We start from the raw sequence: 24,166 nt of genomic DNA on the forward strand, positions 1-24,166 counted from the left end.
GGCGAATCGTTGGAGATTCTCACATCGGAGGGGGAAAGATGTCGGGCATGCTTCCGGACCGTTTCCGGCTCGTCGACCTGCTGCTCGAACCCGATCTCGGGCTCCGGCTGGTGACCGACGCCGACCCGAACGTGGGAATCACCGGAGCGCACCCGATCGAGATCGAGAACCCGACCCGGTGGCTGCGGCCGGGGTCGATGATGCTCACCACCGGCTCGCGCTTTCCCAGCCTCGAGCACCCGCAGCAGGCCTGCCGCGAGCTGATCCGCGAACTCGTCGGTTCGGGCATCACCGCACTCGGGTACGGCGTGGGAGTGATCACCGGCGACATTCCCCGGTCCCTGCTCGACGAGGCCGAACGCCACCGGTTCGCCGTGGTGGCGATCCCGCCGGAGCTGCCGTTCATGGAGGTGGTCGGACGCGTCAATGCGGCAGTGCAGGCGCAGGACTCGATGCTGCTGCGACGTACGCTGCAGATGCAGAACCACCTGCTCGAGGCGATGACCGCCGAGTCCCCCGAGGCCGACCTCGTGGCCCGTCTCACCGGACTGCTCCGCAGCAGCGTGGTTCTCTACAACGAGGTCGGCGACGTCGTGGCCTCGGCCGGCGGCGCGCCCGTGCACCTGATCCGCAATCAGTTGCGCGGCCGGGACGGGCGGCTGCTGTTCCGGGTGGGCCGCTGGTCGGTGAGCGCGCACTCGATCTCGCCGGGCGACCAGCACTACTGGCTGGCCCTCGCGTCCAAGAGCAACGAACTCGCCGACCCGCTCACCGCACCCGCGGTCGAGGTGTCGCTGCGGCTGCTCAACACGATCGAACGCACCCGCCAGCGCGCCACCGTCGAGAACCGTGCGCGGCACGCCGCACTGGTGCGGGCACTGGCGTCGGGCGATCCGGCCGATGCCGACACCGTCCTGGACCAGCTCGAGATGCTCCGGTTCGGCCCCGAGCCCGACATGCGGATGCTGGTCCTGTCCGCCGCCCCCGACTACGACAACCGCCGATGGGTGTTCCGGGCGAACTCACTGCTCGACGCCGTCGAGTCGGACGTGTCCGGTCTGGCCCGCGACATCGGGCTGACCCTGCTGCTCGCCCGCGGCGACGGCGGCCTGATCGGAGTGGTCCCGGCCCGGGCCGAGGCCTTCGAGTCGTGGTCCCACAACCTCCCGCAGGGATTGACGTGCGGCTCGAGCGAGCCGTTCACCGATCCCACGCGCGGGCCCGGCAAACTGCGGGAGGCGCGCTGGGCACGACGGTCCGCCGAGCGGCTCGGCAGGACCACCCAGCGCTTCGAGGACGTGAGCCTCGCCGACTGGCTGCTGGCGGGCCGCGACCCGGAGCAGGCCCTCGGGCGCGCCACCGCGGTGCTGGGTCCCCTGCTCGACGGCCACGACGACCTGGTCGATTTCCTCGTGCTGCACCTGGCCCGGGACCTGGACGTGGGACGCACGGCACGGGAGCTGAATCTGCACCCGAACACCGTGCGGCACCGGGTGAAACGCGTCGAGGACCTGCTGGGCCGGTCCCTGCGCTCCCCGCGGGACGTCACCGACCTCCACCTGGCCCTCGAAGTCCTCGCCGAACGCCCCACCTCATAGTCGCCCCGTGTGCGGAAGGATCGTCGTCATGGCTGTCACCGTGCGTCGGCTCACGACGCTGCCGGATCTCGGGCTCACTCTCGTGGCCGGTCGCGACGGCGCCGACCGTGTCATCGAGTGGGCGCATCCGATCGAGCTTCCCGACCCCACCCCGTGGCTCTCGGGCGGAGAGCTCGTGATGACCACCGGCCTGGAGATCGGCGCCGACGCGGACGCGCAGTTCGCGTACCTCCAGGGCCTGGTCGGAGCCGGCTGCGTGGCATTGGCGTTCGACACGGGCACCCGGTTCGACCGCGTGCCCGACGGTCTGCGCACCGCGGGTGACGCGCTCGGGTTCCCGGTGCTCGCCGTGCCCGCCTCGACGCCGTTCATCGCCATCACCCGGGCGGTCATCGACGAACTGACCGCCGATCAGGTGCGGGCGGTGCAGCGGGTCGTCGATCAGCAGGAGCGGCTGGCCCGGGCCACGCTGCGCGGGGGCGTGCCCGCGGTGGTGACCGCACTCGGCCAGGCGCTCGCCGGCGTCGTCGCCGTCGTCGACCCCGACGATCGCGTGCTCGCGGAGTACGGGTCGGACACCGGCCGGGCGATCCGGCACGCCCGCGCGGTGTCGGAGTCGGCGTCCCGATCCCCGCGGCGGCGGCAGCTGAGCAAGGTGCTGGCCGACGACGGCGGGCACTACACCGTGCAGAGCATCGCGGCCGCCCAGGACCTCTACGGATACCTCGCCGTCGGCACCGCGGAACCGCTCCCGCCGGCCGACCGTCTGCTCCTCGCCCACGCCGTGTCGCTGATCTCCATCGAACTCGGCAAGCCCGCGAAGGTGCAGAGCGCGGAGCAGCGGTTGCGGGCCGTCGTCACCCGGACCCTCTTCGACGCACCCGAACGCATGGACGCCGGCCTGCTCCGGTACTTCGGGTTCGAACCGACCGACACCGTCGCGGTCGCCGTGCTGACCGACGTCGGTCCGCTACTGCCGGCGGAACGGCAGGTCGGCGCCGCCCTCGCCGCCGAGGGGATCCCCCACCTCACGGCGTCGATCGGTGCGGATGTCGCGGTGGTCCTGCCGGCCGACCGGGCACGCGAGGTCGCGACCCGGGTCCAGGACCGCGTCCGCGCGCAGCTCGGCCGCCCGGTCCGGTGCGGGCTGGGTGGTCCGGGCGCCGTGACGGACGCGAACAGCAGTGTGCATCAGGCGCTCTCGGCGGCACGCGCGGCGCGGGACGGCAGCCGGGCACCGGTGGTGTTCGCCGAGCTGGGCACCTTCTCCGTGTTGCTGGGCATGCAGGATCCGGATGCGCTGCAGGCCATCGCCCACTCGGGTCTCGAAGCACTCGATGCCTACGACGAGAAGCACGGAGCGAGTGGACGACTGGTCGAGACCCTTGCGGCGTACCTCGAGCACAACGGTCAGGCCGAGAGCACCGCCGTTGCCCTCGGTATCCACCGGCACACCCTGCGCAACCGGCTCGCCCGCATCACCGAACTCACCGGCCGCGACCTCGACTCGATCCACACCCGCGTGGAGTGGTGGCTGGCCGTCAAGGCTAGGGAAATGCTGGACGGCCGTGGTGGATAGGTGCCGGCGTCCGAGTTACCACACGAAGAGTCCGGCACCAGAGCAGAGGCATCGCGTCTGCGCCTCCCGGGGATACAGCCGTCCAGGGCGGGACAGAGCAGGCGCGGGGCGAGCGAGGCACTGGAGTGGATCGGCCGGTTATTCGATCGCGTAGCCGATTCGGTCGGCAGCTCCGGCCAACCGGGATGCGAATCCCGGGTGGTCGAGGGGGATGGTCATCTCAGGCTGATCCGGGAACGCCCGGGCGGCGGGCGTGAAGAGCACAACGCACAGTCCACCGGCGAACCGGCCGCGGTAGGCGAGCCCGTCGAGATCCGGGTGGGCGGCGCGAATGGTGCGCGCCCAGTGCTGGGCGATGCCGTGTGCTGCGGTCGAGAGCGCGAAATTCGCTCCGACGCGAGTCGGCCATCGGCCGGGCCCGTGGGCGGCGACGTCGAGCAGGTGCAGGGGACGGGTGAACCGCACCGCGGTCAGGTAGGGGACGCGGGTGCGGGTATCGATCACTCGAGTGGTCTGGAACGCCTCGGCCAACGCCCCGGGCACATCGGCGGCGCCGTACCAGACCCCGTGCCGGGCGTGGTCCCGGCGCGGCAGCGGGTGCGGATCGAACCGCAAGACCGGCCCGAAGGTGCGCAGGGTGTTCCACGGCAGGACGTGGTCGCCGCTCGTGGAGTGCACCCGCCAGACGATCGTGTCGGTGTCGAGGATCAGGTATTCGTCAGGGGTGATTCCGGCCGCGCGGAGCGCCTCCACGCCCGGCGGATGGGGCAGAGCTGGGAGCATCGGCGGCTCAGGCCGTCAGATACTGGTCGACGACCGACAGGGCGTCCTCGACGGCGCCGCCGGTGAGCAGCCAGTCGACGACCGAGGTCGGGGCACCGTCGACGACAAGGGACGGTTGCGGCGTCGTCAGCAGACCGTGGATCGACAGGGGCTGCATGTTCTCGGGCAGTGCCCGCAGGACGGCGTCGAGGCCGGGCACCTGGCCGTCGTCGGTGAACTGCACGGCGGGGAGCAGCAGCCGGTTCGCTCGCTTGAGCGCCCACAGGCTGCGGTCGCCGACGCGCTGTCGGACGCGGGAGGGGCCGACCCCACCGAGTCGTTCGGCGGCCTGCCCGACGGTCAGGGCGCTGTCGAGCAGGCGGCGCATCCGTGCGGTCCGGTCGGCGACGACGGTGGCGAGGGCGAGGAGCGATTCGGGTGCGCCGCCGACGTCGAGGAGGTCGGCTTCGTGGGCGGGCAGGGACGCTGCGGGACGCTTCGCGGCCCGCAGCGCACGCAACAGGGGCAACAGATCGCGGCGATCGATGCTCGGGGTGCCGAGCGCGTCGGCGGCGGCGCTTTCGAAGTCGACGTCACCGGCCAGGTAGCGGTCTTCCGTGTCGGCCATCCCCACCACCTCCTAACAGTCACTAACAGAGTATCGCGCTGTTAGTGAGGTGAGAGTGGGAGTTGTCCAAGGTGCCCGACAGCGCGCACACCGCGAACGATGTGGCCGGGAACTCGACGCAATCCACACCCCGACGGAGTGGTGAGCGGCCGTCGAGGCCCGGCAGATGCCGGCGGTGGCGGACGATCCGGACCCGGGCGGGGGATGCAACGCGGCGCAACGGTTGTGACGCGTGATCGTTTCGAGTGTGCTCCGAGTCACATTCTCACGAGTCGCATCCTCACGGGAAGGACACTCCGATGCTCCACGCTCCCACGGCCGGTCCCGAACTGCGCCGCCGGAGCTGACGAAGAACCGTCGAGGACACGGTCCGCGATCCGGCAGTCGGCTCCGGCCACCACGCCACTCACCGATCTCCTCGGCCGACGTTCCCCTCACCCCTCGATTCGAGGGCATCACAGAAGGTTCCGGTATCCCATGCCCGAACGCTCGCACGCCGACACGTCCCCGGGGTGGCTCGGATTCGGTGTCGTCAACACCGCCGTGGTCCTCACCGTCTCCGTCGCGGCGTGGTATCTGCTCGCCGACCCGCAGTTCAGTCCGTTCGACCTGTATCCGCTACCGTTCAATGCCCTCCTGTTCTGGGCGCTCCTGTTCGTCGTGTGGGCCGGATTCAACCTCGAGTTCTGGGGATTCGACCGGCTACGGCAGCCGTGGCGCGGACTGGTGTTCCTCGGCGCCACCTCGGTTTTCGCCGTCGTCGTCACCTACGTCCTGGCGAGCGGGATCGGCCACCTGTATCCCGACTACGCGGCCGACCGTCCCGACGGCCTGGGCTACTTCACGGGCGCGCTGTTCGTCCTGTTCGGCTTCTCCACGTGGGTTCTGGTGGTGCTCAACTGGGGGCACTGGCCGTGGACCGATCTGGGCCTGAAACAGCCGTGGGTCGGTGCCTGCGAGATCGTCACCCTCCTCGTCCCCACCGCACTGCTCTATTTCGTACTGGGGGTACCCGCGGTCTCGGAGACGGTTCGGGAGGGCACAGCACTGCTCGACGTCGACACACTGCTCGGCTGGTACTACTCGATCATCGTCGCGATCGTGCTCACCGGGCAGACCCTGGAGAACTGGCCGTGGCGACTGGCCGGGAGCCGCATGCGGGTCGCGCTGGTCTCGACGATCGGCAACATCGCGCTCGGCACCGTGTTGTTCGTGGCACTGCGCGCCGTGTGTGCGGTGCTCGTCGGCTCCGGCACGGCCGCCGACCCGGGCTTCCCGCTCGATCAGTTCCCGGCCCAGCTGGGCGTGTGCTGGGTCGCCTGGATGATTCTGTGGGCCAACGCCTTCGGTAACAAGCCGACGGCAGCCGGGGCCGTAGCGAATCTGGTGTCCCGCGCGGCGATCACGTTCGCCCTCGCCGTGACCACGTTCGTCCTGTACTACTACGTGGTCGCCGAGATCGTGCTGCACGAACCGGCCGTCGCCGACGGCCTGCACGGCAATGCCCTCGGGTTCATGGACCTGTTCGCGTTGGTGACTCTTCTGTACGTCGTCGGTTTCGAGTCCTTCGGGATCCGCCGGCCCGCCGTTCCCGCGCCCGAGGATCGCGCCGTCGCGCATCCCTGATCCGGCGGCGGTCCCGTCGGCGCGCGACGTCCGTCCCGCCGCGGCCGGACGCGACGGGACGGGCACTCCTCCGGGCCGCTCCGGTCAGTCCGCGGCTCCACCCAGGGGTGGCGGAGCCGACCGGTACCGGACCGGAGTCCTGGAGAAGGTCAACGGGTTTCCGACCTGTGGTGTGGCACTTCCGGGCACCGACACGACGGCGTCGAGACCGAGTCGCCGCGCGAACTCGAAGGCCTCGGCGACGTCGTTGATGGGTCCGGCCGGAACACCCACGCGGGCGAGTTCGTCGTACCAGTGGTCGGCCCCGGCCGTCGCGAGGATCGAGGTGATCTCCTCGCACAGTTCCTCGCGGTGTGCGACCCGCAGCGGGTTGCTGCAGAACCGCGGGTCGGTGGCCAGTTCCGGCGCGCCGATCGTCTCGGCGAGCCGGGTGAACTGCTTGTCGTTGCCCACCGCCAGCGCCAGCGGCCGGTCCTTGGTCGGGAACACCTCGTACGGGGCGATGCTGGGGTGCCGGTTGCCGAGAATCCCCGGCACCACCCCGGCACCGAGGTACGCCGAGCCCTGGTTGACGAGCGACGACAGCAGCGCGGCAAGGAGATTGGTCTCGACGCGCTGCCCCTCGCCGGTGCGCTGCCGGTGGTGCAGCGCAGCGAGGATCCCGGCGAGGGCGTGCAGGCCCGTGAGCACGTCGACGACCGCGACGCCCACCTTCGTCGGCGTGCCGGCCTCGGGTCCGGTGATGCTCATGAGCCCGCCGACGGCCTGCACGAGCAGGTCGTAACCCGGCAGGGCCGCTCCGTCGCCGCTCCCGAACCCGGTGACGGAGCAGTAGATCAGCCCCGGGTTGACGTCGAGCAGGTCGTCGTAGCCCAGGCCGAGCCGCTCCATGGTGCCCGCGCGGAAGTTCTCGACCACGATGTCCGCGCGCGCGACAATCCGGCGGGCCTCGGCCCGGCCCTGCTCCGACGCGAGGTCGAGGACCACGGAGGTCTTGTTGCGGTTGACCGAGTTGAAGTACGTGGCCGAGCCCGCGTCGTCGTAGGGCGGTCCCCACGCGCGGGTGTCGTCGCCGGTGCCGGGACGTTCGATCTTGACGACCTCGGCGCCCATGTCCGCGAGCATCATCGTGGCGTAGGGGCCGGCGAGGACCCGGGTGAAATCGGCGACGACGATGCCGTCGAGTGCGCCCTGGCTCATGCGATCGGCCTCCCGCCGCGGAGGTAGACGGTCGTGGTGTGGGTGAAGAACTCCCGCGCGGCGCGGCCCTGTTCCTTCGGGCCGTAGCCGCTCTTCTTCGCGCCGCCGAACGGGACGTGCGGATCGGCGCCGGCGGATTCGGAGTTGATGTGCAGGATGCCCACGTCCAGGTCCTCGAGCGCCCCGAGCGCGCGGGTGAGGTCCTGGGTGAACACGGCCGCCGACAAGCCGTAGTCGCTGTCGTCGGCGAGCGCGAACGCCGCCTCGGCGTCCGCCGCGCGGCACACGGCCAGGACGGGTCCGAACAACTCCTCCCGCCACACGTCGAGCCCGGTGCCGGGCAGTTCGAGCACGGTGGGCGGCACGTAGAACCCGGCTGCGAGTGCACCGTCCTCGTACGGCCGGCCGCCGCACAGCACGCGGGCACCCTGCCGGACCGCCTCGTCGACACCTGCCTGGATCGAGGTCCGCGCCGCGGCATCGACCACCGGACCCATGTGGACGTGCTCGTCGAGGGGATTGCCGACGGTCCACTTGCCGATCCGGGCAACGAGTTCACCGACGAACTCGTCGGCGACGTCGTCGGTGACGATCAGCCGGGAGGTCGCCGTGCACTTCTGCCCCGACGACCGGAACGCGCCGAGGAGCACCTGTTCGGCGGCGAGATCGAGGTCCGCGTCGCCGAGCACGACGGCCGCGTTCTTGCCGCCCATCTCCGCCTGCACGGGCACGCCCCGCGCGGCCCCGGCCGCCGCGAGGCTCCGGCCGACCGCGGTCGAACCGGTGAAGGTCAGCGCGTCGATCCCCGGATGGTCGGCGATGCCGGCGCCGACCTCCCGGCCGCCGATGACGAGGTTGAGCACCCCCGGCGGCAGGCCCGCATCGGCGAGGGCCTGCACGAGCCGCATCGCCAGCAGCGGCACGGTGCCTGCCGGCTTCCACACCACGGTGTTGCCGTAGGTCAGTGCCGGGGCGATCTTCCAGGCGGGGATGGCGATGGGGAAGTTGAAGGGGGTGACGACCCCCACCACGCCGACGGGCTTGCGCGCGACCAGGATCTGCTCCCCCCGGCGCGGGGAGGCGAACACCTCGCCGGCCTCCCGGTCGCCCTCGCCGCCGTAGAAGCGCAGGATCTGGGCCGCGCGGAGCACCTCGGCGACGCCCTCGCCCCGCGTCTTGCCCTCCTCCCGGGCGAGCTCCGCACCCCACCGTGACGCGGACGATTCGACGACGGCGGCCGCCCGGGCCAGGACGGCACCGCGCTCGTGCGCCGGGGTCCGCGCCCAGTGCCGGGCCGCGGCCCGCGCGGCGGCGACGGCCCGGTCGACGTCGTCGCCGGTGGCCGCGCGGCCGTGCGCGACGGTGACGTCCGGCTCGGCGGGGCTGATGCTCACCAGGGCATCGGCCTCGCCGTCGAACCACTCGCCGTCGATGTAGTGCTGCAGCAGAACGGGTGTCGTCATCGTGTGTCCCTTCGACGCGTCGACGGTGCGGGTCAGCGGAATGCGGCGTGACCGGTCAGGGCGCGGCCGATCGAGAGCAGGTGCATCTCGCTGGTGCCCTCGTAGGTCAGCACCGACTCGAGGTTGTTGGCATGCCGCAGCGGCGAGTACTCGAGCGTGATTCCGCTGGCGCCGAGAATGGTCCGGCATTCGCGGGCGATGGCCAGGGCCTCGCGCACGTTGTTGAGCTTGCCGAGGCTGATCTGCTCGGGAGTGACCCCGGACTCGTCCTTGAGGCGGCCGAGGTGCAGCGCGAGCAGGAAGCCCTTGCCGAGCTCGAGTGTCATGTCGGCCAGCTTCTCCTGGGTGAGCTGGTAGGAGGCGAGCGGCCGATCGAAGACCTCCCGGGAGGCGGCGTAGTCCAACGCGGTCTCGAGGCTGTTGCGGGCGGCGCCGAGCGCGCCGAACACGATGCCGAACCGGGCCTCGTTGAGGCAGGACAGGGGAGCGCCGAGTCCGCGGGCGAGCGGCAGCTCGGCCGATGCCGGCAGACGCACGTTGTCGAGCACCAGTTCGGAGGTCACCGAGGCCCGCAGCGACAGCTTCCGGTGGATCGGGTTGGCGGTGAAGCCGGGGGTGTCGGTGGGCACGACGAACCCGCGCACGCCCTCGTCGGTCTGGGCCCACACGGTGGCGACGTCCGCGAGATTACCGTTGGTGATCCACATCTTGGTGCCGGTGAGGATCCAGTCCGACCCGTCCCGGCGGGCGCGGGTGCGCATTCCCCCGGGGTTGGAACCGAAGTCGGGTTCCGTCAGGCCGAAGCATCCGATGGCGTCGCCGGAGGCGAGCCGGGGCAGCCAGTGCTCCTTCTGTTCGTCGGAGCCGTAGCGGTGGATCGAGAACATCGACAGCGAGCCCTGCACCGAGACGAAGCTGCGGAATCCGCTGTCGCCGGCCTCGAGTTCCAGGCAGGCCAGGCCGTAGCTGACGGCGTTGGTGCCGGCGCACCCGTATCCGTCCAGGTGCATGCCGAGGACGCCGAGGGCGCCGAACTCTTTCGCCAGTTCCTTGGGCAGCGTGGCGGATTCGAACCAGTTGCCGACCTCGGGTGCGAGCCGGGTCTCGACGAAGCGCCGGACGGTGGCGGCGATGTCGCGTTCGTCGGCGTCGAGCAGGGTGTCGGCGCCGAGGAGTTCGAGCGGCCGCAGGGGTCCGGTCGTGCGTGCGGGTGCGGTGGTGGTCATGTGCTGGTCCTCGGGGGGAAGTAGGGGTGGTCAGAGGGCGGCGAATGCGTCGCGCAGCACCGAGAACGCCTCGGTGAGCAGTGCGTCGGAGATCGACAGCGGCGGCAGGAACCGGAGCACGTTCCCGAAGGTGCCGGCCGTCAGGGTGAGGACTCCGTGGGCCTGGCAGTACCGGGCGATCTCCGCGACGGCTTCGCGGTTGGGGGTGGTCGTACCGGGCTCGACGAGTTCGACGGCGACCATGGCGCCGCGGCCACGGACGTCGCCGACGACGGGGTGACGGGTGCCGATCTCGCGCAGTTCCCGCAGCATCAGCGCGCCGATCTCCTGGGCGCGGTCGAGCAGATGCTCGGCCTCGATCGTCTCGAAGACGCCGAGCGCCGCGGCACACGCGGCGGGGTTGCCGCTGTAGGTGCCGCCGATGCCGCCCGGATGGGCACGGTCCATGATCTCGGCTCGGCCGGTGACGGCCGCGAGCGGGAGCCCGCCGGCGAGTCCCTTCGCCGTGACGATCAGATCCGGCACGAGGCCCTCGTGCTCACACGCGAACCACGCTCCGGTGCGGGCGATTCCGGTCTGGACCTCGTCGGCGACGACGAGGATGCCGCGGTCCCGGCAGAAGTCGGCGACGCGCCGCAGGAAGCCGTCGGCGGGGACGATGAACCCACCCTCGCCCTGGATGGGTTCGACGACGACGCACGCCACCTGGTCCGCGCCGATCTGGGCGTCGACGAGCAGCCGGAACTGCTCGAACGCCTCGTCCGCGGCGCGGTCGGGCCCGCTCGGCCACCGGTAGGGGTAGGCCATCGGCGCGCGGTAGACCTCCGGGGCGAACGGGCCGAAGGAGTGCTTGTAGGGCTGGTTCTTCGCCGTCATGGTCATCGTCATCAGCGTGCGGCCGTGGAAGGCGTGGTCGAACGTGACCACGGCAGACCGGCCGGTCGCCGCGCGGGCGTACTTCACGGCGTTCTCGACGGCCTCGCTGCCGGTGTTGAACAGGGCCGTGCGCTTGGCGTGCGTGCCCGGGGTCAGCCGGTTGAGGGCCTCGGCGACCTCGATGTACGGCTCGTAGGGGGTGGCGAGGAAGCAGGTGTGGGTGAACTGCTGCAGTTGTGCGGTGGCGCGTTCGACGACCCGCGGCGCGGAGTTGCCGACGGTGGTGACGGCGATGCCGGAGCCGAGGTCGATGAAGGAGTTCCCGTCCACGTCGACGAGCACACCCCCGCCCCCGGCGGCCGCGTAGATCTCGGCGCCGCTGGCCAGGCCCGCCGGCAGCGCGGCGGCGCGGCGCTGCGCCAGCTCGCGGGACCGGGGTCCCGGGATCTCCGTCACGATGCGACGTGCCTGCTCGAGCCCGGGGCCACCCCGTACGAGTTCGACTGCGGTCATGTCCTTCTCCCTTCGTCGGTTTCCTCGAACTGTAGGAGCGCAGACCCGGGTTTCTGATGGACCTCGAGTACAAGTTCAGCCGTCTACATGGACATCGAGTACATGTCCGTTCTCGGCGGTCCGCCGCAGACTGGCGGCACACCACGGCCCACACCGGGTGACCGAAAGGACATACCGATGACCACCGCCCCCACGCACCCGTACGAACCGGCGCCCACCGACGTCGCCGGGGCCGCGCGGCGCCTCGCGCGCGCACAGGATGCCGGACCGGCACTGCTGTTCGTGGAGGACTCGTCCTCCGACGGCACCGCCTGTGCCGTCATGCGATGGCCGGGCCGGGACCCGCTGCTCGCCGACTCCGTCCACACGTTCGAGCACTTCGGCCTGCGGATCGACGATCACGAACTCCTGACCACCGGCGACGCGGACCGCCGGGTGCATCGATTCGCGTTCGTCACGCCCCCGGAGTGGGAACCGGGTTCGCCGCGCCGGGTGGCGGCGGTCTTCGACGCCCACGCACAGGGCCGCACTGTCGTCGACGGGTACTCCCGCCTCGCCGTCGTCGCCGAGGTGGGCGTGCGGGACATCGCCCTGGTCCGCGCCGCCGCCCGCTTCGCCCGCCAGGCGGGACTGATCATGTCGGAACGGTACGTCGTCGACACGCTTTGCCGGCATGCCGGATTCGTCGAGGCACTCGTCGCCTGCTTCGCCGCGCGCTTCGACCCGGACCGGCACGATCGGGACGTCGCCGCCGGACAGGCGCTCGCCGAACGGCGCGGCGCGGCGGAAAGCCTCGACGAGGACCGCATCCTGCGCAGCCTCGAGTCGTTCGTCACCGCCACCGTGCGCACCAACTGGTACCAGCGCGACGATCGCGGTGCGGCGAAACCGTACGGGGCATTCATGCTCGATTCCGCCCGTCTGGCCGACCCCGGACCGGTCGTTCCGCACCGCGAGATCTTCGTCCACTCGGACGACGTGGAGGGCATCCACGTGCGGAGCGGCACCGTCGCCCGCGGGGGGCTGCGGTTCTCGGACCGTCCGGAGGACTACCGCACCGAGGTCCTCGGTCTGATGAAGACCCAGGTCGTGAAGAACGCCCCCATCGTCCCCGTCGGCGCCAAGGGCGCGTTCGTCCGCAGAAACCCGGATATTTCTCCCGCCCAGGCATATTCGACGTTCGTCCGGGGAATGCTCGACCTCGCCGACAACATCGTCGACGGTCGGATCGTGCATCCGGACCGCACCGTCGTCCACGGCGGGGACGACGCCTATCTGGTGGTGGCCGCGGACAAGGGCACGGCCCGGTTCTCCGACCTGGCGAACTCCATCGCCGCGGAGTACGACTACTGGCTCGGCGACGCCTTCGCCTCGGGCGGATCGAGCGGATACGACCACAAGGCGATGGGCATCACCGCGCGCGGCGCGTGGGTCGCGGTCCGCGAGCACTTCACCGACCTCGGCATCGACGTCGAGACCACCGAGGTGACGGCGGTGGGGATCGGGGACATGTCCGGCGACGTGTTCGGCAACGGGATGCTGCTCTCGCCGCACCTGCGCCTCGTCGGCGCCTTCGACCACCGGCACATCTTCCTCGACCCCGACCCGGACACCGCCCGTGCCTACGCGGAGCGCCGGCGGCTGTTCGAGCTTCCCGGATCGAGCTGGGACGACTTCGACCGCGACATCCTCTCCGCCGGGGGCGGCGTGTGGCCGCGCTCCGCGAAGTCCGTCACCGTCCCGGAACCGGCACGGCGCCTGCTCGGACTGTCCCACCCGACCACCACCCCGGACGAGTTGATCAAGGCGCTGCTGACGGCCCCGGTGGATCTGCTCTGGAACGGCGGCGTCGGCACCTACGTCAAGGCATCCTCCGAAAGCCACACCGAAGCAGCGGATCCGGCAAACGACCCCGTCCGTGTCGACGCCTCGCAGCTGCGGTGCCGCGTCGTCGGCGAGGGCGGGAACCTCGGTTTCACGCAGCGGGCCCGCATCGAGTTCGCGGCCGCGGGCGGGCGCGTCAATGCGGACTTCATCGACAACGCGGCCGGCGTGGCCACCTCCGACGCCGAGGTGAACCTGAAGATCGCCCTCGAATCCGCCCGGCGCAGGGGAGGTCTGACCCTCGAGGAACGCAACCGGCTGCTCGACGACGCCCGCGACGAGGTGGCCCGGACGGTGCTGCGCACGAACCGGGACCAGGCGGTGGCGCTCGGACTCGCCGTCTCGCGCGCGGCCCGGCTGCTCGGCAGGCACGAGCGGCTCATCATCCACCTCGAGACCGGCGGCGGACTCCGGCGCAGCACCGAGGTGCTGCCCACCGTGCAGGAACTGGCCGCCCGCGCCGGCGCCGGCCGCGGGTTGACCAGGCCGGAGATCGCGGTGCTGCTCGCCCGGTCGAAGAACGTCGTGTGCCGGGATCTGCTCGAGTCGGACGTGCCCGACGACCCCGTCTTCGCCGACGTCGCCCTCGAGTACTTCCCCGCCGGCATGCGCGCCGTGCTGCGGGACGAGATCCGGGACCATCCCCTGCGCCGCGAGATCGTCGCGACCCGGATCGCCTCCGATCTCGTCGACCACGTCGGTCCGGGGATGATCTATCAGCTCGAGGAACGGCTCGGGGTGCGCACCCCGGCGGTCGCCCGGGCGTACGCGGTGATCCGGGCGGTGTTCGACACCGACCGGTGGTGGGCCGAGGCACGCGACGGCGCCGACCGCTGGGAGCGGCTCGGCGCCGTGCAGGGATTCGTCGAGCATGCGGCCTCGTGGATCCTGCGGCTGCGGCCGTCGCCGCTCGACGTGACCGCCGAGATCGCGCGGCTGCGTGCCGGGGTCGAGGATCTGCTCGCAGACGCCGCGCCGGGCGACGGCCCCGACTTCCGGTTTCTCGCCGAGTGCCCGGCCCTGGTCGACACCGCGCACACGCTGGACTGCCCGGCCCGCCTCGTCGCCCGGGTGCACGCCGCCACGGGATCGCTGCTCGGGATCGAGGGGATGTCACCGGACCTGTCCACCGGATCCCACACCTGGTGGGACAGCACGGCGATCGCCACCGCGCGGGACGAACTCGCCGATCGCCACCACGGTCTCGTCGCCGCGATCCTGCGCCGGGACGGCGCGCCGACCGGCCCGGCGGACGTCGACGAGGTCCTGGCGCGGTGGCAGGCGCGAGTCCCGGACGCGATCGCCCGGGTCACGCGCCTGACCACCGAGCTGCGTGAGAACGGGCCCGTCGATCTGCCGCGGGCGTGCACCCTCGGCGCGGAACTGCGCCTGCTCGTGCGCGCGACGGAGCGGTGACCGCCTCAGCCGGCCATCTCGAGTTCACCCATGCGGGCCCACTCGACGCCAGGGAGCTCGGTGTTGAGGATCCTCGGCGTCTCGCTCAGCGCGGGGCGCATGGCGTCGAGTCCCTTGCGGAAGTGGTCGGCACCGACGTGCGCGGCGCCGGCCTCGCCGTCGCGGAACGCCTCGACGAGCACGTACTCGGACGGATCGTCCACGCTGCGGGACCACTCGAACCACAGGTTTCCGGGTTCGGCCCGGGTCGCCTCGGTGAATTCCCTTGTGAGCGAAAGCCAGTCGTCCCGGTACTCGGGACGGACCCGGAACTTGACCACGATGAAGATCATTGCGTACTCCGATTCTGCCGGGTGGACACGGCGGCGGCCGGTCGCCCCGGAGGGAAGCGACCGACGGGGCCCGGCCGCCGCCGAGACCGTCCCCCCGCGCTCAGTAGATGTTGGACGGGCGGACCATGCCCTCGGCCAGGTCCCCGAAGCCGGGCGCGTGGATCGCGCCGGGATTGCCGACGACCTCCTCCACGATCGCGGTCTCGGTGGTGATGAGCAGCGCCGCGATGGACGCGGCGCTCTCGAGCGCGGCGCGCGTGACCTTGAGGGGGTCGACGATGCCCTCGTCGAACATGTCGCCGTACTCACCGGTCAGGGCGTCGAAGCCGTGCCCCGACGGCAGGCCCGCGACGACATCGACGACCTCGTCGCCGTCGAAGCCGGCATTGACCGCGATCCACCGCAGCGGCTCGGGCAGGGCCCGCCGCACGACGTCCCGGCCGATGGCCTCGTCGCCGGGCAACTCGAGATCGGCCAGCGCGCGGTGCGCCTGACCGAGCGCGGTGCCGCCGCCGGCGACGATGCCGTCCTCGAGGGCGGCCCGGGTGGCGGCGAGGGCGTCCTCGACGCGCAGCATGCGCTCCTTGAGTTCGACGCTCGTGGCGCCGCCCACCCGGATGACCGCGACCCGCCCGGTGAGCCGGGCGATGCGCAGCTGGAGGCTGTCCTGGTCGGCGTCGATCCGGGCGCGGTCCAGCTGCGTCTCGAGCTGCGCGATCCGGGCCTCGAGCAGCTTCGCGTCGCCGTGGCCGCCGACGATGGTGGTCTCGTTCTCGGTGACGGTGATGCGGTCGCAGGACCCGAGATGCTCGCGTGTCACCTCGGACAGCTCGACGCCGGTGTCCTTGGCGATCACGTGCCCGCCCAGCGCCACCGCGAGGTCCTGCAACTCGGCGACCCGCCGGTGACCGAATCCGGGCGCGCGTACGACGACGGACTGCATCGTCTTGTGCATGTTGCCGCCGACGAGGAGCTGCAGGGCGGGGCCGTCGACGTCCTCGGCGAGCACGACGAGGGGCCGGTCGGCGCGTTTGGCGGCCTCGATGCTCGGCATGATGTCCTGCACCTGGCTGATCTTCTTGTTGGTGAGCAGGATCAGCGGATTGTCGTGGACCGCTTCCATGCGTTCCGGGTCGGTGACCATGTAGCCGGAGATGTAGCCGTGGTCGAATTCGATGCCGTCGACGACGCTCACCGACATCCCGAGGGTGTCGCTCTCCTCGGTGGTGACGATGCCGGACCTGCCGACGTACGAGACGGCCTCGGCGATGGCCTCGCCGATGGACTCGTCGTCGCTGGCGGCGAGCGTCGCGACGCGCCGCAGGTCCGCGCGGTCCTCCACCGGCACGGACCGGTCGCGCAGCGCCTCGACGACGACGGGAACGGTGCGTTCGATGCCGCGGCGCACCCGCATCGGGTTCGCGCCGGCATCGACGGCGCGCAGGCCCTCGCGGACCATGGCCTGCGCGAGCACCGTCGCGGTGGTGGTGCCGTCACCGACCACGCCGTTGGTCTTCATCGCCACTTCCTTGACCAGCTGCGCACCCATGTTGGCGAACGGGTCCCGCAGCTGGATCTCCCGGGCGATCGTGACGCCGTCGTTGGTGATGGTGGGTGGGCCGGTGAGCTTTTCGAGCACCGCGTTGCGGCCCTTCGGACCGAGCGTCACCTTGACCGCGTCGGCGAGGGCGTTGACGCCGTACTCGAGCAGGGTGCGTGCTTCCTGAGCGAACCGCAGATCCTTTGCCATGACTGGGTTTCCTTTCGTGCCGACCGGTGGATGCGGTTCAGGGGACCAGGATCGCGCGGCCGCGGACCCGTCCCGCGTCGAGGTCTTCGATCGCCTGCTGGAACTGTTCGAGCGGGTACTTGGTCGTGTGCAGCGCGACCTTGCCCTGCGCGGCGAGGACCATGAGCTCCTGCAGGTCGTTGTAGGAGCCGACGAGGTTGCCGACGAAGTTGATCTCGGTGGAGATCACGTCGATCGTGGGCACGTCGATGTTCTCGCCGTAGCCGACGACGTAGTAGTTGCCGGCGCGGCGCAGCATCGCGACACCGTCCTTCGTGGCGCCGCCCTCCCCGACGAAGTCCACGACGGCTTCGGCGCCGCGCCCGCCGGTCAGTTCCAGGATCTGCTGCACGTGGGTGCCGTCGGCGACGATGCCGTGGTCGGCGCCGATCTCGACGGCCAGGGCGACCGCGGCCGGATTGCGGTCCACCACGATCAGGGTGGCCGCGGAGATCGCCTTGAGCACCTGGATGCCGATGTGGCCGAGACCGCCGGCGCCGATCATGACGCACACGTCGCCGGGCCGCGTCGCACGCGCCGCCTTCGCGACGGCGTGGTAGGCCGTGAGCCCGGCGTCGGCGAGCGCCGCGACGTCGGACGGCTCGAGCGAGTCGTCGATCCGGACCACGCTGCGCGCGGTGGTGCGCAGGTACTCGGCGTAGCCGCCGTGGGTGTCGATGCCGGGGAACTGGCTGTTCTCGCAGTGCACGTCGTCGCCGAACCGGCACGCGCGGCAGAGCCCGCACGTGATGAGGGGGTGGAGGATGACCTTGTCACCGACGGCGACGTTGGTGACCGCGTCGCCGACGGCATGCACCCAGCCGGCGTTCTCGTGGCCGATGGTGTACGGCAGGACGACGCCGCTCTTCTCGGCCCACTGTCCCTCGAGGATATGGATGTCGGTGCGGCACACCCCCGCCCCGCCGATGCGGACGATGACGTCGAGCGGGCCTTCGACCTTCGGCTCGGGGATGTCGTCGAGTTGAAGCTTGGTGTGGTAACCCACGACCTGCACGGCCTTCATGACACTCTCCTGACGATTTCGGAACAACGGACGTCGGCGACCCGGGGCGCTGCCGATTCGCCGTCGTCGGCGTACCGGGTGGCCAGCAGGCCCCGGCAGAAATGCGCGTTCCCCTCCATGGAGATCCGCACGGACTTCGCGAAACGCAGCCGCATCGGCACCGCCTCGTGGGGGATCGGCCGCCCGTCGTCGTCGACGAACACCCGGCCGGCCGGGCACAGGCTCAGGCCGATGTCGAACCGTCGCCGCATCAGCGCCGACTTGTGCCGGCCCGGCGGCAGGTCGCTCAGGGTGAGCGACGGGATGTCGTCGACGGTGAGGGACGAGTGCTGCAACAGGGATTCGAGGCAGCGCTCCAGCGCGGCGAGGTGCGCCTTGCGCCGGAACGTGCGGCGCAACTCGTCGAGGTTCTCCTCCGCCTCGGACCCGAAGGTGCCCCGGTAGCCGGCGTCGGCGGCGAGCCCCGCGTTGATCTTGGCGCTGTCGTGGTGGTCGTCCAGCAGGATCCGCACCTCGCCGATGCCCTCGATCGCGCGCAGCGCGTCCTGAGCGTCGGAGGCCATGAGGTACGCGAAGTTCGGTGAACAGAACGCGGTGGGCAGCCGCAGGTGCACGGTGACCCCGTCGTCGTCGAGCACCACCGACCGCACGAAACCGAGATCGGTGATCGGCTCGTCCAGTTCGGGGTCGACCACGGTGCCGAGCGCGGCGAGCACGTCGCTGCCCGACACCGGTGCGGCCGTCACGACGACACCGCCTCTCGAGCTCCCGCCGCCACCTCCACGCCCTCCTGTCCGGCGGGCTCGGGCAGCCGCAGGTGTTCCGGAACGTCGATGTCGTAGAGCGCCGCGGCGTTGAGACCGAGGATCTTCTTCTTCTGCTCGATCGTGATCGGCGCGTATTCGGTCATGTCCTCGGGGATCTGGAAGTCCACGAACTTCTCGATCAGCCACTTCGGTGTCCACAGCGCGTAGTCGCTGGAGAACAGGATCTTGTCCTCGCCGAGCCAGTAGAGCAGTTCGCCGATGATCTGGGCGAAGTACCGGGGGCGGGTGTGGATGAACGGAATCGCCACGGCCAGACCGCCGTACACGTTCGATTCCTGGGTCGCGATCCAGCAGAAGTCCTCGAGCCGGGGCAGGCCCACGTGCTCGACGACGAACCGCAGCTCGAGGTAGTCGGTGGCGACCTTGTCCACGTCGGCGACGTCGAAGGCGTCCCGGTCGAGCGGGCGGATGGTCGGGCCCTTGTGCACGTGGATGTTCTTGATGCCCAGCTCGATGCACTCCTCGAGGTAACGCCTCGACCACGGGTCGTCGAGCTTGTATCCGCGGGAGTCACCGTGCCATTCGGCGGTGTACAGCTTGACGCCCTGAAGGTTCATCCGCTCGGCGTCCCGGCGCAGCTGCTCGAGTCCGGCCTCGCCGTGGCGGGGGTCGTAGGCGTGGTTGTAGGTGAGCTTGTCCGGGTGCTTGCGGGTGAGCTCGAACGCCTCCTCGGTCTGCCCGAACCCGTTGTGGTAGAACTCGCTCAGCAGGGTGGCCTGGAAGATCGCATGATCCACGTGCCCGTCCACGAAGAGGTCCTTCATGAGGCGTTCGCCACCGTAGTAGGTGTAGGTGTCGTAGTCCCACACCTCCTCCTCGGGGCTGAGGTTCTTGTGGTAGTCGTAGAAGCAGTCGATGAACTGCCGTCCGTGCACGTTCTTCTGGTTCGACTCGCGGCCGTCCCAGATGTGCACGTGGCCGTCCACGATGAAGTACTGCTGGCCGTCCTTCTCGTACATCGCTTCCCTCGTTCTGTCGTGTGCCGGTGGTGGATCGGGAGCCGTCCGGGCCCGGCGGGCGGGCCCGGACGGCTGCGGTCAGTGCGCCGTGAGATCGAATCCGATGTACTCGGCGGCGTCCTCGGGACTGGCGAAGAGCATGGTCTTGTCGTCGAGATGCACCATGCGCCCGTAGTGGGTGGAGCTGATCTCCTCGAAGATCGATCCGTCGAAGTCCTCACCGAGGGCGTCGGTGAGCTCGGCGTAGTCGAATTCGAGGCGGTTCACGCCGTCGACGCGGATCATCGACGGGTACTCCGTCAGCTCCACTCCCTCCTTGGCGCCCATGACGTCGGCGACGACACGTCCGATCGGGGTGTTCATCAGGGTGACGCCACACATGTTGGAGAACTCGGTGGCCGATCCGAATTGCATGCTCACTGGTCCAACTCCTTCGGGATGTCGAGCCCGAGATCCTCGAGCAGGGAACGGAACTTCGCCTCGGCGGCGTCGAGGCTGGAGGCGAACGTGACCGCCTTGTCCGCCGGCTGGGACCAGATCGGCTGCAGGGCGCGGGCCGCGTCGAGGCAGCGCGGCACCCACGTCGCCAGCCATGTCCCGAACAACTCCTTGTTCGACTCCCCGTGCTGCTCGTCGCGGACGAGCATCCGGAAGAGGTTGCGCGTGTAGGCGAGATCCCGGTCGTAGTCGTGCTCTCCGGTGCCGACGATCGTCGGCGTGATGTAGTCGCCGTTGCGGGCGGCGATCTGCATGATCAGTTCGGTGCGGAACAGCGAGCCGACGAGCTGCTCGAAGACGATGTTGGTGGCGAAGAGCAGCTCGCACCAGTCCGGCACCGCGGTCAGCCGCTCGACGACCTCGCGGGTGGGCTGCCATTCCGGCGCGGACTGCCAGACCTCCCGGTGGGCGGCCCCCTCGAACGGGATCCCGGCCTCGGACAGGTCGAGGTTGAACAGCGCCAGGTCCTGCGCGAACCGCATCTTGTGCGCCGCGTTGACCGCCACCGCGGTGTTGATCATGTTCGTGGGGCCGGAGCGCTGGATGGAGGTGAACACGTGCAGCGCCAGACCGTTCTCCGCGTGCATCCAGGCGCCGAGATTGCGCTCGATGAACTTCAGCCACGGCGTGTTCCAGCCGTCGTAGGCGCGGGCACGCTTGGCGTTCTGCAGGCACAGGTCCACCTGGCGCACGACCGCCGCGTTGTTGCGGTAGATCGTCTGGTCCCATTCCTCGTTGGGGTCGAGGAAGGCGTGCCAGTTCGACGACTTCGCGGTCGTCCATTCCTTGGGGTATCCGCCCGGCCCGTCGCCGAAGCCGTAGATCCAGCCCTGCGACAGGTGCCGTTCGGGATCGGGCTGCACGTCGACGGTGACGTCCTCGTACATCGTCGAGCGCTTCTTGGCGGGCGTGTAGTAGGTGAAGGTGCGGCTGCGGGAGCTGGGGAACTCCAGCGCGCCGGCCTCGGAGTCGGTGAACTCGATCTTCGGGAAACTGCGTTGCTTGGACTCGGTGGTTGCGGTCATCTCGTATCTCACTTCTGTCGGTGAAGGAGCGGTGTGGTTTCCTACGGCGCCTACTCGAAGGCCGGGCTGGTGAACTTGTCGTAGAAGATCTGGTCCTTCGGGGTGTTGTGCACCTCGAGCAGTTCCAGAGCCGCGTCGACCATGGGCGGTGGCCCGCACAGGTAGACTTCGCACCGGTGGATCTCCGGTTCGCGGCGGCCCACGACGTCGGTGACGTTGCCCTCCTCGACGTCCGGCAGGCCGGACGGTGCCGGCTCCGACGACTCCGAGAGACAGGGCGTGAACACGAAGTCCGTCAACGTCTTTCCCAGTTCGAGGATCTCGTCGACGTAGAACAGATCGGCCGGCGTGCGGGCACCGTAGTAGAACCGGACGGGTCGCGTGCTGCCGGTCTCGCTCAGGTGCCGCAGGAGCGAGAGGATCGGGGCCATGCCTGCGCCGCCGCCGATGAAGACGATCGGCAGGACGTGACCGTCCTTGATGGTGAAGGATCCGTAGGGCCCGGTGAGCGCGATCTCGTCGCCCACCGCGATACCGTCCTCGAGCAGGCCGGCGAACTTTCCGCCGGGGTACTTCTTGACGAGGAACTCGACGTGTCCCGGCGTCGATCGGGTCGTCGCCATGGAGAACGACCGATGTTCCTCGGTTCCCGGTATCTGCAGGTCCGAGTACTGACCCGGTTTGAAGTCGTACTCCGTGGGTTCGACGGGCTGCAGTTGCAGCGACACGATGTCCTTGGTCATCGGCTCGATCGCGGTGATCCGGGTGCGCACCTCCTGGATGGGGATACCACCCAGGAGTTCGTCCTCGTCGAAGTTGAGCAGTTCGATGGTGCAGTCGCTGTAGGCCGTCGAACGGCAGAGCAGCACGTGCCCCTCGTCGGTCTCGGCGTCGTTGCAGGCGAACGTCGAGTAGTCCTCCATCTGGATGTCGCCGTCGAGGACGAAGGACTTGCAGGCCGAGCAGCGACCCTCGCGGCAGCCGTGCATCAGGTGGATGCCCTGCCGGAAGGCGGCGTCGAGGATGTACTCGTCCTCGCCGACCTCCATCTCGATGTCGACGGGCTCGAAGTTGATACGGTGCGTGTCGGCCACGGGGGTGTCTCCTGGGCTCGTGAATTTCTGTGCTGGTGGTGTCGGCGGGCGGCGCCGGATGTGGTGCGGCGCCGCCCGCCGGGCCCGGTGTCAGAGCGGCGTGGCGCCGGCGCGGTACTCCGCGATGTGCGCTGCGCGCTCCTCGTCCGTCATCTGGTTCAGCAGGACGTTCGGGCTCTGGAAGGTGTTGCCCCGCACGTCGTCGAGGGTCCACATCTTCTTCGGGTCGAGATCGAGGTGCGGCTGGCCGACGAGGGTCTTGCCGTCGTCGCGCACATACCCGAGGTCCTGCACGATGTCGGCGAGATCCTTGTCGTGGTGCAGGGTCTCCCATTCCCGGAAACCGGTGAGACGGCCCATGTTCGGCGTGGGCCGGCCCTCGTACTCACCGCGGAAGGCGACCGCGTCGGTCCAGTAGCACGTCTCCGAGCAGTAGGTCCGCCACTGGTCGTCGACCTTCTCCACGACCATGTCCTCGCGGACCAGGGCCGGCACCATGCAGGTCCAGCAGCGGTGCGGGTACTGGTATCCGACTTCCTCGAACGCGATCGGCTTGTTGCGGCCGGGGTAGGCGAGGCGGTTGTAGTTCTCCCACCACTTGCCGAACTTGGAGTACCAGCCGGGGTACTTCTCCTCGAACCACTCGAAGTCCGCGTCGGTCATGGCGTCGATCCGCCAGTAGTTCACCGGCCAGCCCGTGGCGAAGAACCGGGCCACCTCGTGGACGTAACCCTTCTCGGTGATGCGCTTCCACGCCTCCTCGACGAGATCGTGCGGAATGGTGAGCCCGTACTTCTCGAGGGGGAGCAGGTAGCTGCGGTAGTAGTCGTCGTAGATCCACCGCCGCCACATCTCGGCGTAGCTCTCGCGGTCCTTGCGGCGGTCCTTGGTGCCGTATTCGATGAACGTGCCGATCGCGGCGTCGACCACGCAGTGGTTGTTCCACCAGGCGTAGCGCAGGTCGCGTTCGAGCAGCGGCCGGTTCCGCTCGTCGGCCAGGGCCATGAGCAGGATCGAGTAGCCGTTGGAGATGTGGCGCGACTCGTCGGACTGCACCGAGTGGAACACGGTGGGCAGCAGGTAGTCACCGTTGGCGGCGGCCTCGTCGGGCATCGCCACGAACAGGGTGTTCGTGAAGGCGGTCTCCGCGACCACGGTCAGGTAGATGTTGGCCGCGGTGATCGCGTCACCGGTGATGAAGCCCTCCCCGAACTGCCGGCCGATGGTGCCCGCGTAGTTGTTCGCGAACGCCTTCTCGGTCATGTCGAACCCGGCGGGATCGATGTAGTTGTTCATGTAGAGCTTCTTGAGGTTCATCTGGATCGTCGAGTGCCGGACCTCGTCGATCATCTGCACCGCGAGACCGTTGTGGATCTCGGGGTTGGGCACCGCGTCGATGGCCATCGGCATCGCGCGGGCCGCGGAGATCTCCGGGAACGGGATGATCGAGAGGAACAGCTTCTGCCACTCCAGCCAGCGCTGCTGGACCTGGCGGAACATGTTGCCGCGGATCGCGCCGTCCATCGCGCCGTAGACCCGGTTGTCCTTCTCCTCCTCCATGGGGAAGTAGGACCGCATGATCTGCTTGAGAGGGTCCTTCTTGGGGGCCTTCTCGAACGTGTAGTCGGTGCCGAAGCGGGTGGCCGGCGTCGCGAACGTCGGTTCCCACGTCAGCTCGGTGATCTTTGCATGGGCCTTGGTCAGGCTCTGCCTACTCAATGTGCGCCTCCTGGATCGGGAGCCGGCTCTGTGCCAGCCGTGGACGGTGGGGTGTGGGTGCCGATACAACCCCGGTGTGCAACCCCGATCTGTCTCAATGTGAGACTCAGGTCACAATCGATGTGATT

19 protein-coding genes are annotated in these 24,166 nt (G+C 69.7%); 4 read left to right on the forward strand and 15 right to left on the reverse strand.

Annotated features, from left to right (window positions below):
- The first annotated feature begins 38 nt into the window (after window positions 1-38).
- Both RR3_RS05145 and RR3_RS05150 read left to right on the forward strand, forming a co-directional pair.
- Entirely contained in the window at window positions 39-1,598 is a 1,560-nt protein-coding gene (locus RR3_RS05145) for a PucR family transcriptional regulator (RefSeq protein WP_082900283.1), read from the forward strand.
- A gap of 28 nt (window positions 1,599-1,626) precedes the next feature.
- Window positions 1,627-3,177 (forward strand): PucR family transcriptional regulator, encoded by a 1,551-nt coding sequence (locus RR3_RS05150; protein ID WP_017682281.1) that lies wholly within the window; start codon window positions 1,627-1,629, stop codon window positions 3,175-3,177.
- 138 nt (window positions 3,178-3,315) lie between these two features.
- Here the strand turns inward: RR3_RS05150 and RR3_RS05155 are convergent, their stop codons facing one another.
- Together RR3_RS05155 and RR3_RS05160 are read right to left on the reverse strand one after the other, a co-directional pair.
- Window positions 3,316-3,960, reverse strand: coding sequence for an RES family NAD+ phosphorylase (locus RR3_RS05155; protein ID WP_026138123.1), 645 nt, complete (start codon window positions 3,958-3,960; stop codon window positions 3,316-3,318).
- Window positions 3,961-3,967: 7 nt separating this feature from the next.
- On the reverse strand, window positions 3,968-4,567 hold the full coding sequence (locus RR3_RS05160) for a hypothetical protein (protein WP_017682279.1): 600 nt from the start codon (window positions 4,565-4,567) through the stop codon (window positions 3,968-3,970).
- 477 nt (window positions 4,568-5,044) lie between these two features.
- Between RR3_RS05160 and RR3_RS05165 the strand changes: the two genes are divergently transcribed.
- Window positions 5,045-6,193, forward strand: coding sequence for a hypothetical protein (locus tag RR3_RS05165; RefSeq protein WP_048771218.1), 1,149 nt, complete (start codon window positions 5,045-5,047; stop codon window positions 6,191-6,193).
- 84 nt (window positions 6,194-6,277) lie between these two features.
- Here RR3_RS05165 and RR3_RS05170 read toward each other — a convergent pair whose 3' ends face one another.
- Genes RR3_RS05170 through gabT form a run of 4 tightly spaced genes read right to left on the reverse strand, consistent with a single transcriptional unit; the run spans window position 6,278 to window position 11,471 of the window.
- Window positions 6,278-7,393 carry a CaiB/BaiF CoA transferase family protein gene (locus RR3_RS05170; protein ID WP_017682277.1) on the reverse strand — a complete coding sequence of 372 codons (1,116 nt, stop codon included), beginning with the start codon at window positions 7,391-7,393 and terminating at the stop codon, window positions 6,278-6,280.
- Window positions 7,390-8,856 (reverse strand): aldehyde dehydrogenase family protein, encoded by a 1,467-nt coding sequence (locus RR3_RS05175; protein WP_010596314.1) that lies wholly within the window; start codon window positions 8,854-8,856, stop codon window positions 7,390-7,392. The genes RR3_RS05170 and RR3_RS05175 overlap by 4 nt, the downstream gene beginning before the upstream one ends.
- 32 nt (window positions 8,857-8,888) lie before the next feature.
- Window positions 8,889-10,082 (reverse strand): acyl-CoA dehydrogenase family protein, encoded by a 1,194-nt coding sequence (locus tag RR3_RS05180; protein WP_003934993.1) that lies wholly within the window; start codon window positions 10,080-10,082, stop codon window positions 8,889-8,891.
- Window positions 10,083-10,112: 30 nt separating this feature from the next.
- Entirely contained in the window at window positions 10,113-11,471 is a 1,359-nt protein-coding gene (gabT, locus tag RR3_RS05185) for a 4-aminobutyrate--2-oxoglutarate transaminase (RefSeq protein ID WP_048771209.1), read from the reverse strand.
- 177 nt (window positions 11,472-11,648) lie between these two features.
- On the opposite strand from gabT, the gene RR3_RS05190 reads away from it, so the two are divergent.
- Window positions 11,649-14,771, forward strand: coding sequence for an NAD-glutamate dehydrogenase domain-containing protein (locus RR3_RS05190; protein ID WP_064065929.1), 3,123 nt, complete (start codon window positions 11,649-11,651; stop codon window positions 14,769-14,771).
- 5 nt (window positions 14,772-14,776) lie between these two features.
- Here RR3_RS05190 and RR3_RS05195 read toward each other — a convergent pair whose 3' ends face one another.
- The 9 genes from RR3_RS05195 to RR3_RS05235 all read right to left on the reverse strand — a co-directional run bounded on the left by RR3_RS05195 (window position 14,777) and on the right by RR3_RS05235 (window position 24,038).
- A complete protein-coding gene (locus RR3_RS05195; protein WP_010596318.1) occupies window positions 14,777-15,103 on the reverse strand; it encodes a putative quinol monooxygenase in 327 nt (108 codons plus the stop codon).
- Between the two features lie 100 nt (window positions 15,104-15,203).
- Window positions 15,204-16,853 carry a chaperonin GroEL gene (gene groL, locus RR3_RS05200; RefSeq protein WP_017681891.1) on the reverse strand — a complete coding sequence of 550 codons (1,650 nt, stop codon included), beginning with the start codon at window positions 16,851-16,853 and terminating at the stop codon, window positions 15,204-15,206.
- Between the two features lie 37 nt (window positions 16,854-16,890).
- Entirely contained in the window at window positions 16,891-17,916 is a 1,026-nt protein-coding gene (locus tag RR3_RS05205; protein ID WP_010596320.1) for an NAD(P)-dependent alcohol dehydrogenase, read from the reverse strand.
- Complete coding sequence (locus RR3_RS05210; RefSeq protein WP_010596321.1) at window positions 17,913-18,662, reverse strand: iron-sulfur cluster assembly protein; 750 nt, start codon at window positions 18,660-18,662, stop codon at window positions 17,913-17,915. The genes RR3_RS05205 and RR3_RS05210 overlap by 4 nt, the downstream gene beginning before the upstream one ends.
- Window positions 18,659-19,702, reverse strand: coding sequence for an amidohydrolase family protein (locus RR3_RS05215; protein ID WP_010596322.1), 1,044 nt, complete (start codon window positions 19,700-19,702; stop codon window positions 18,659-18,661). The genes RR3_RS05210 and RR3_RS05215 overlap by 4 nt, the downstream gene beginning before the upstream one ends.
- A 78-nt stretch (window positions 19,703-19,780) precedes the next feature.
- Entirely contained in the window at window positions 19,781-20,116 is a 336-nt protein-coding gene (mimD, locus tag RR3_RS05220) for a propane 2-monooxygenase effector subunit MimD (protein ID WP_085997962.1), read from the reverse strand.
- 2 nt (window positions 20,117-20,118) lie between these two features.
- Entirely contained in the window at window positions 20,119-21,225 is a 1,107-nt protein-coding gene (locus RR3_RS05225; RefSeq protein ID WP_040273022.1) for an aromatic/alkene monooxygenase hydroxylase subunit beta, read from the reverse strand.
- 50 nt (window positions 21,226-21,275) lie between these two features.
- Window positions 21,276-22,319 (reverse strand): 2Fe-2S iron-sulfur cluster-binding protein, encoded by a 1,044-nt coding sequence (locus tag RR3_RS05230; protein WP_048771201.1) that lies wholly within the window; start codon window positions 22,317-22,319, stop codon window positions 21,276-21,278.
- Between the two features lie 90 nt (window positions 22,320-22,409).
- On the reverse strand, window positions 22,410-24,038 hold the full coding sequence (locus tag RR3_RS05235) for a ferritin family protein (RefSeq protein ID WP_010596327.1): 1,629 nt from the start codon (window positions 24,036-24,038) through the stop codon (window positions 22,410-22,412).
- Window positions 24,039-24,166: the final 128 nt, after the last annotated feature.

Source organism: Rhodococcus ruber NBRC 15591 (assembly GCF_001894945.1).
Lineage (GTDB): Bacteria > Actinomycetota > Actinomycetes > Mycobacteriales > Mycobacteriaceae > Rhodococcus > Rhodococcus ruber.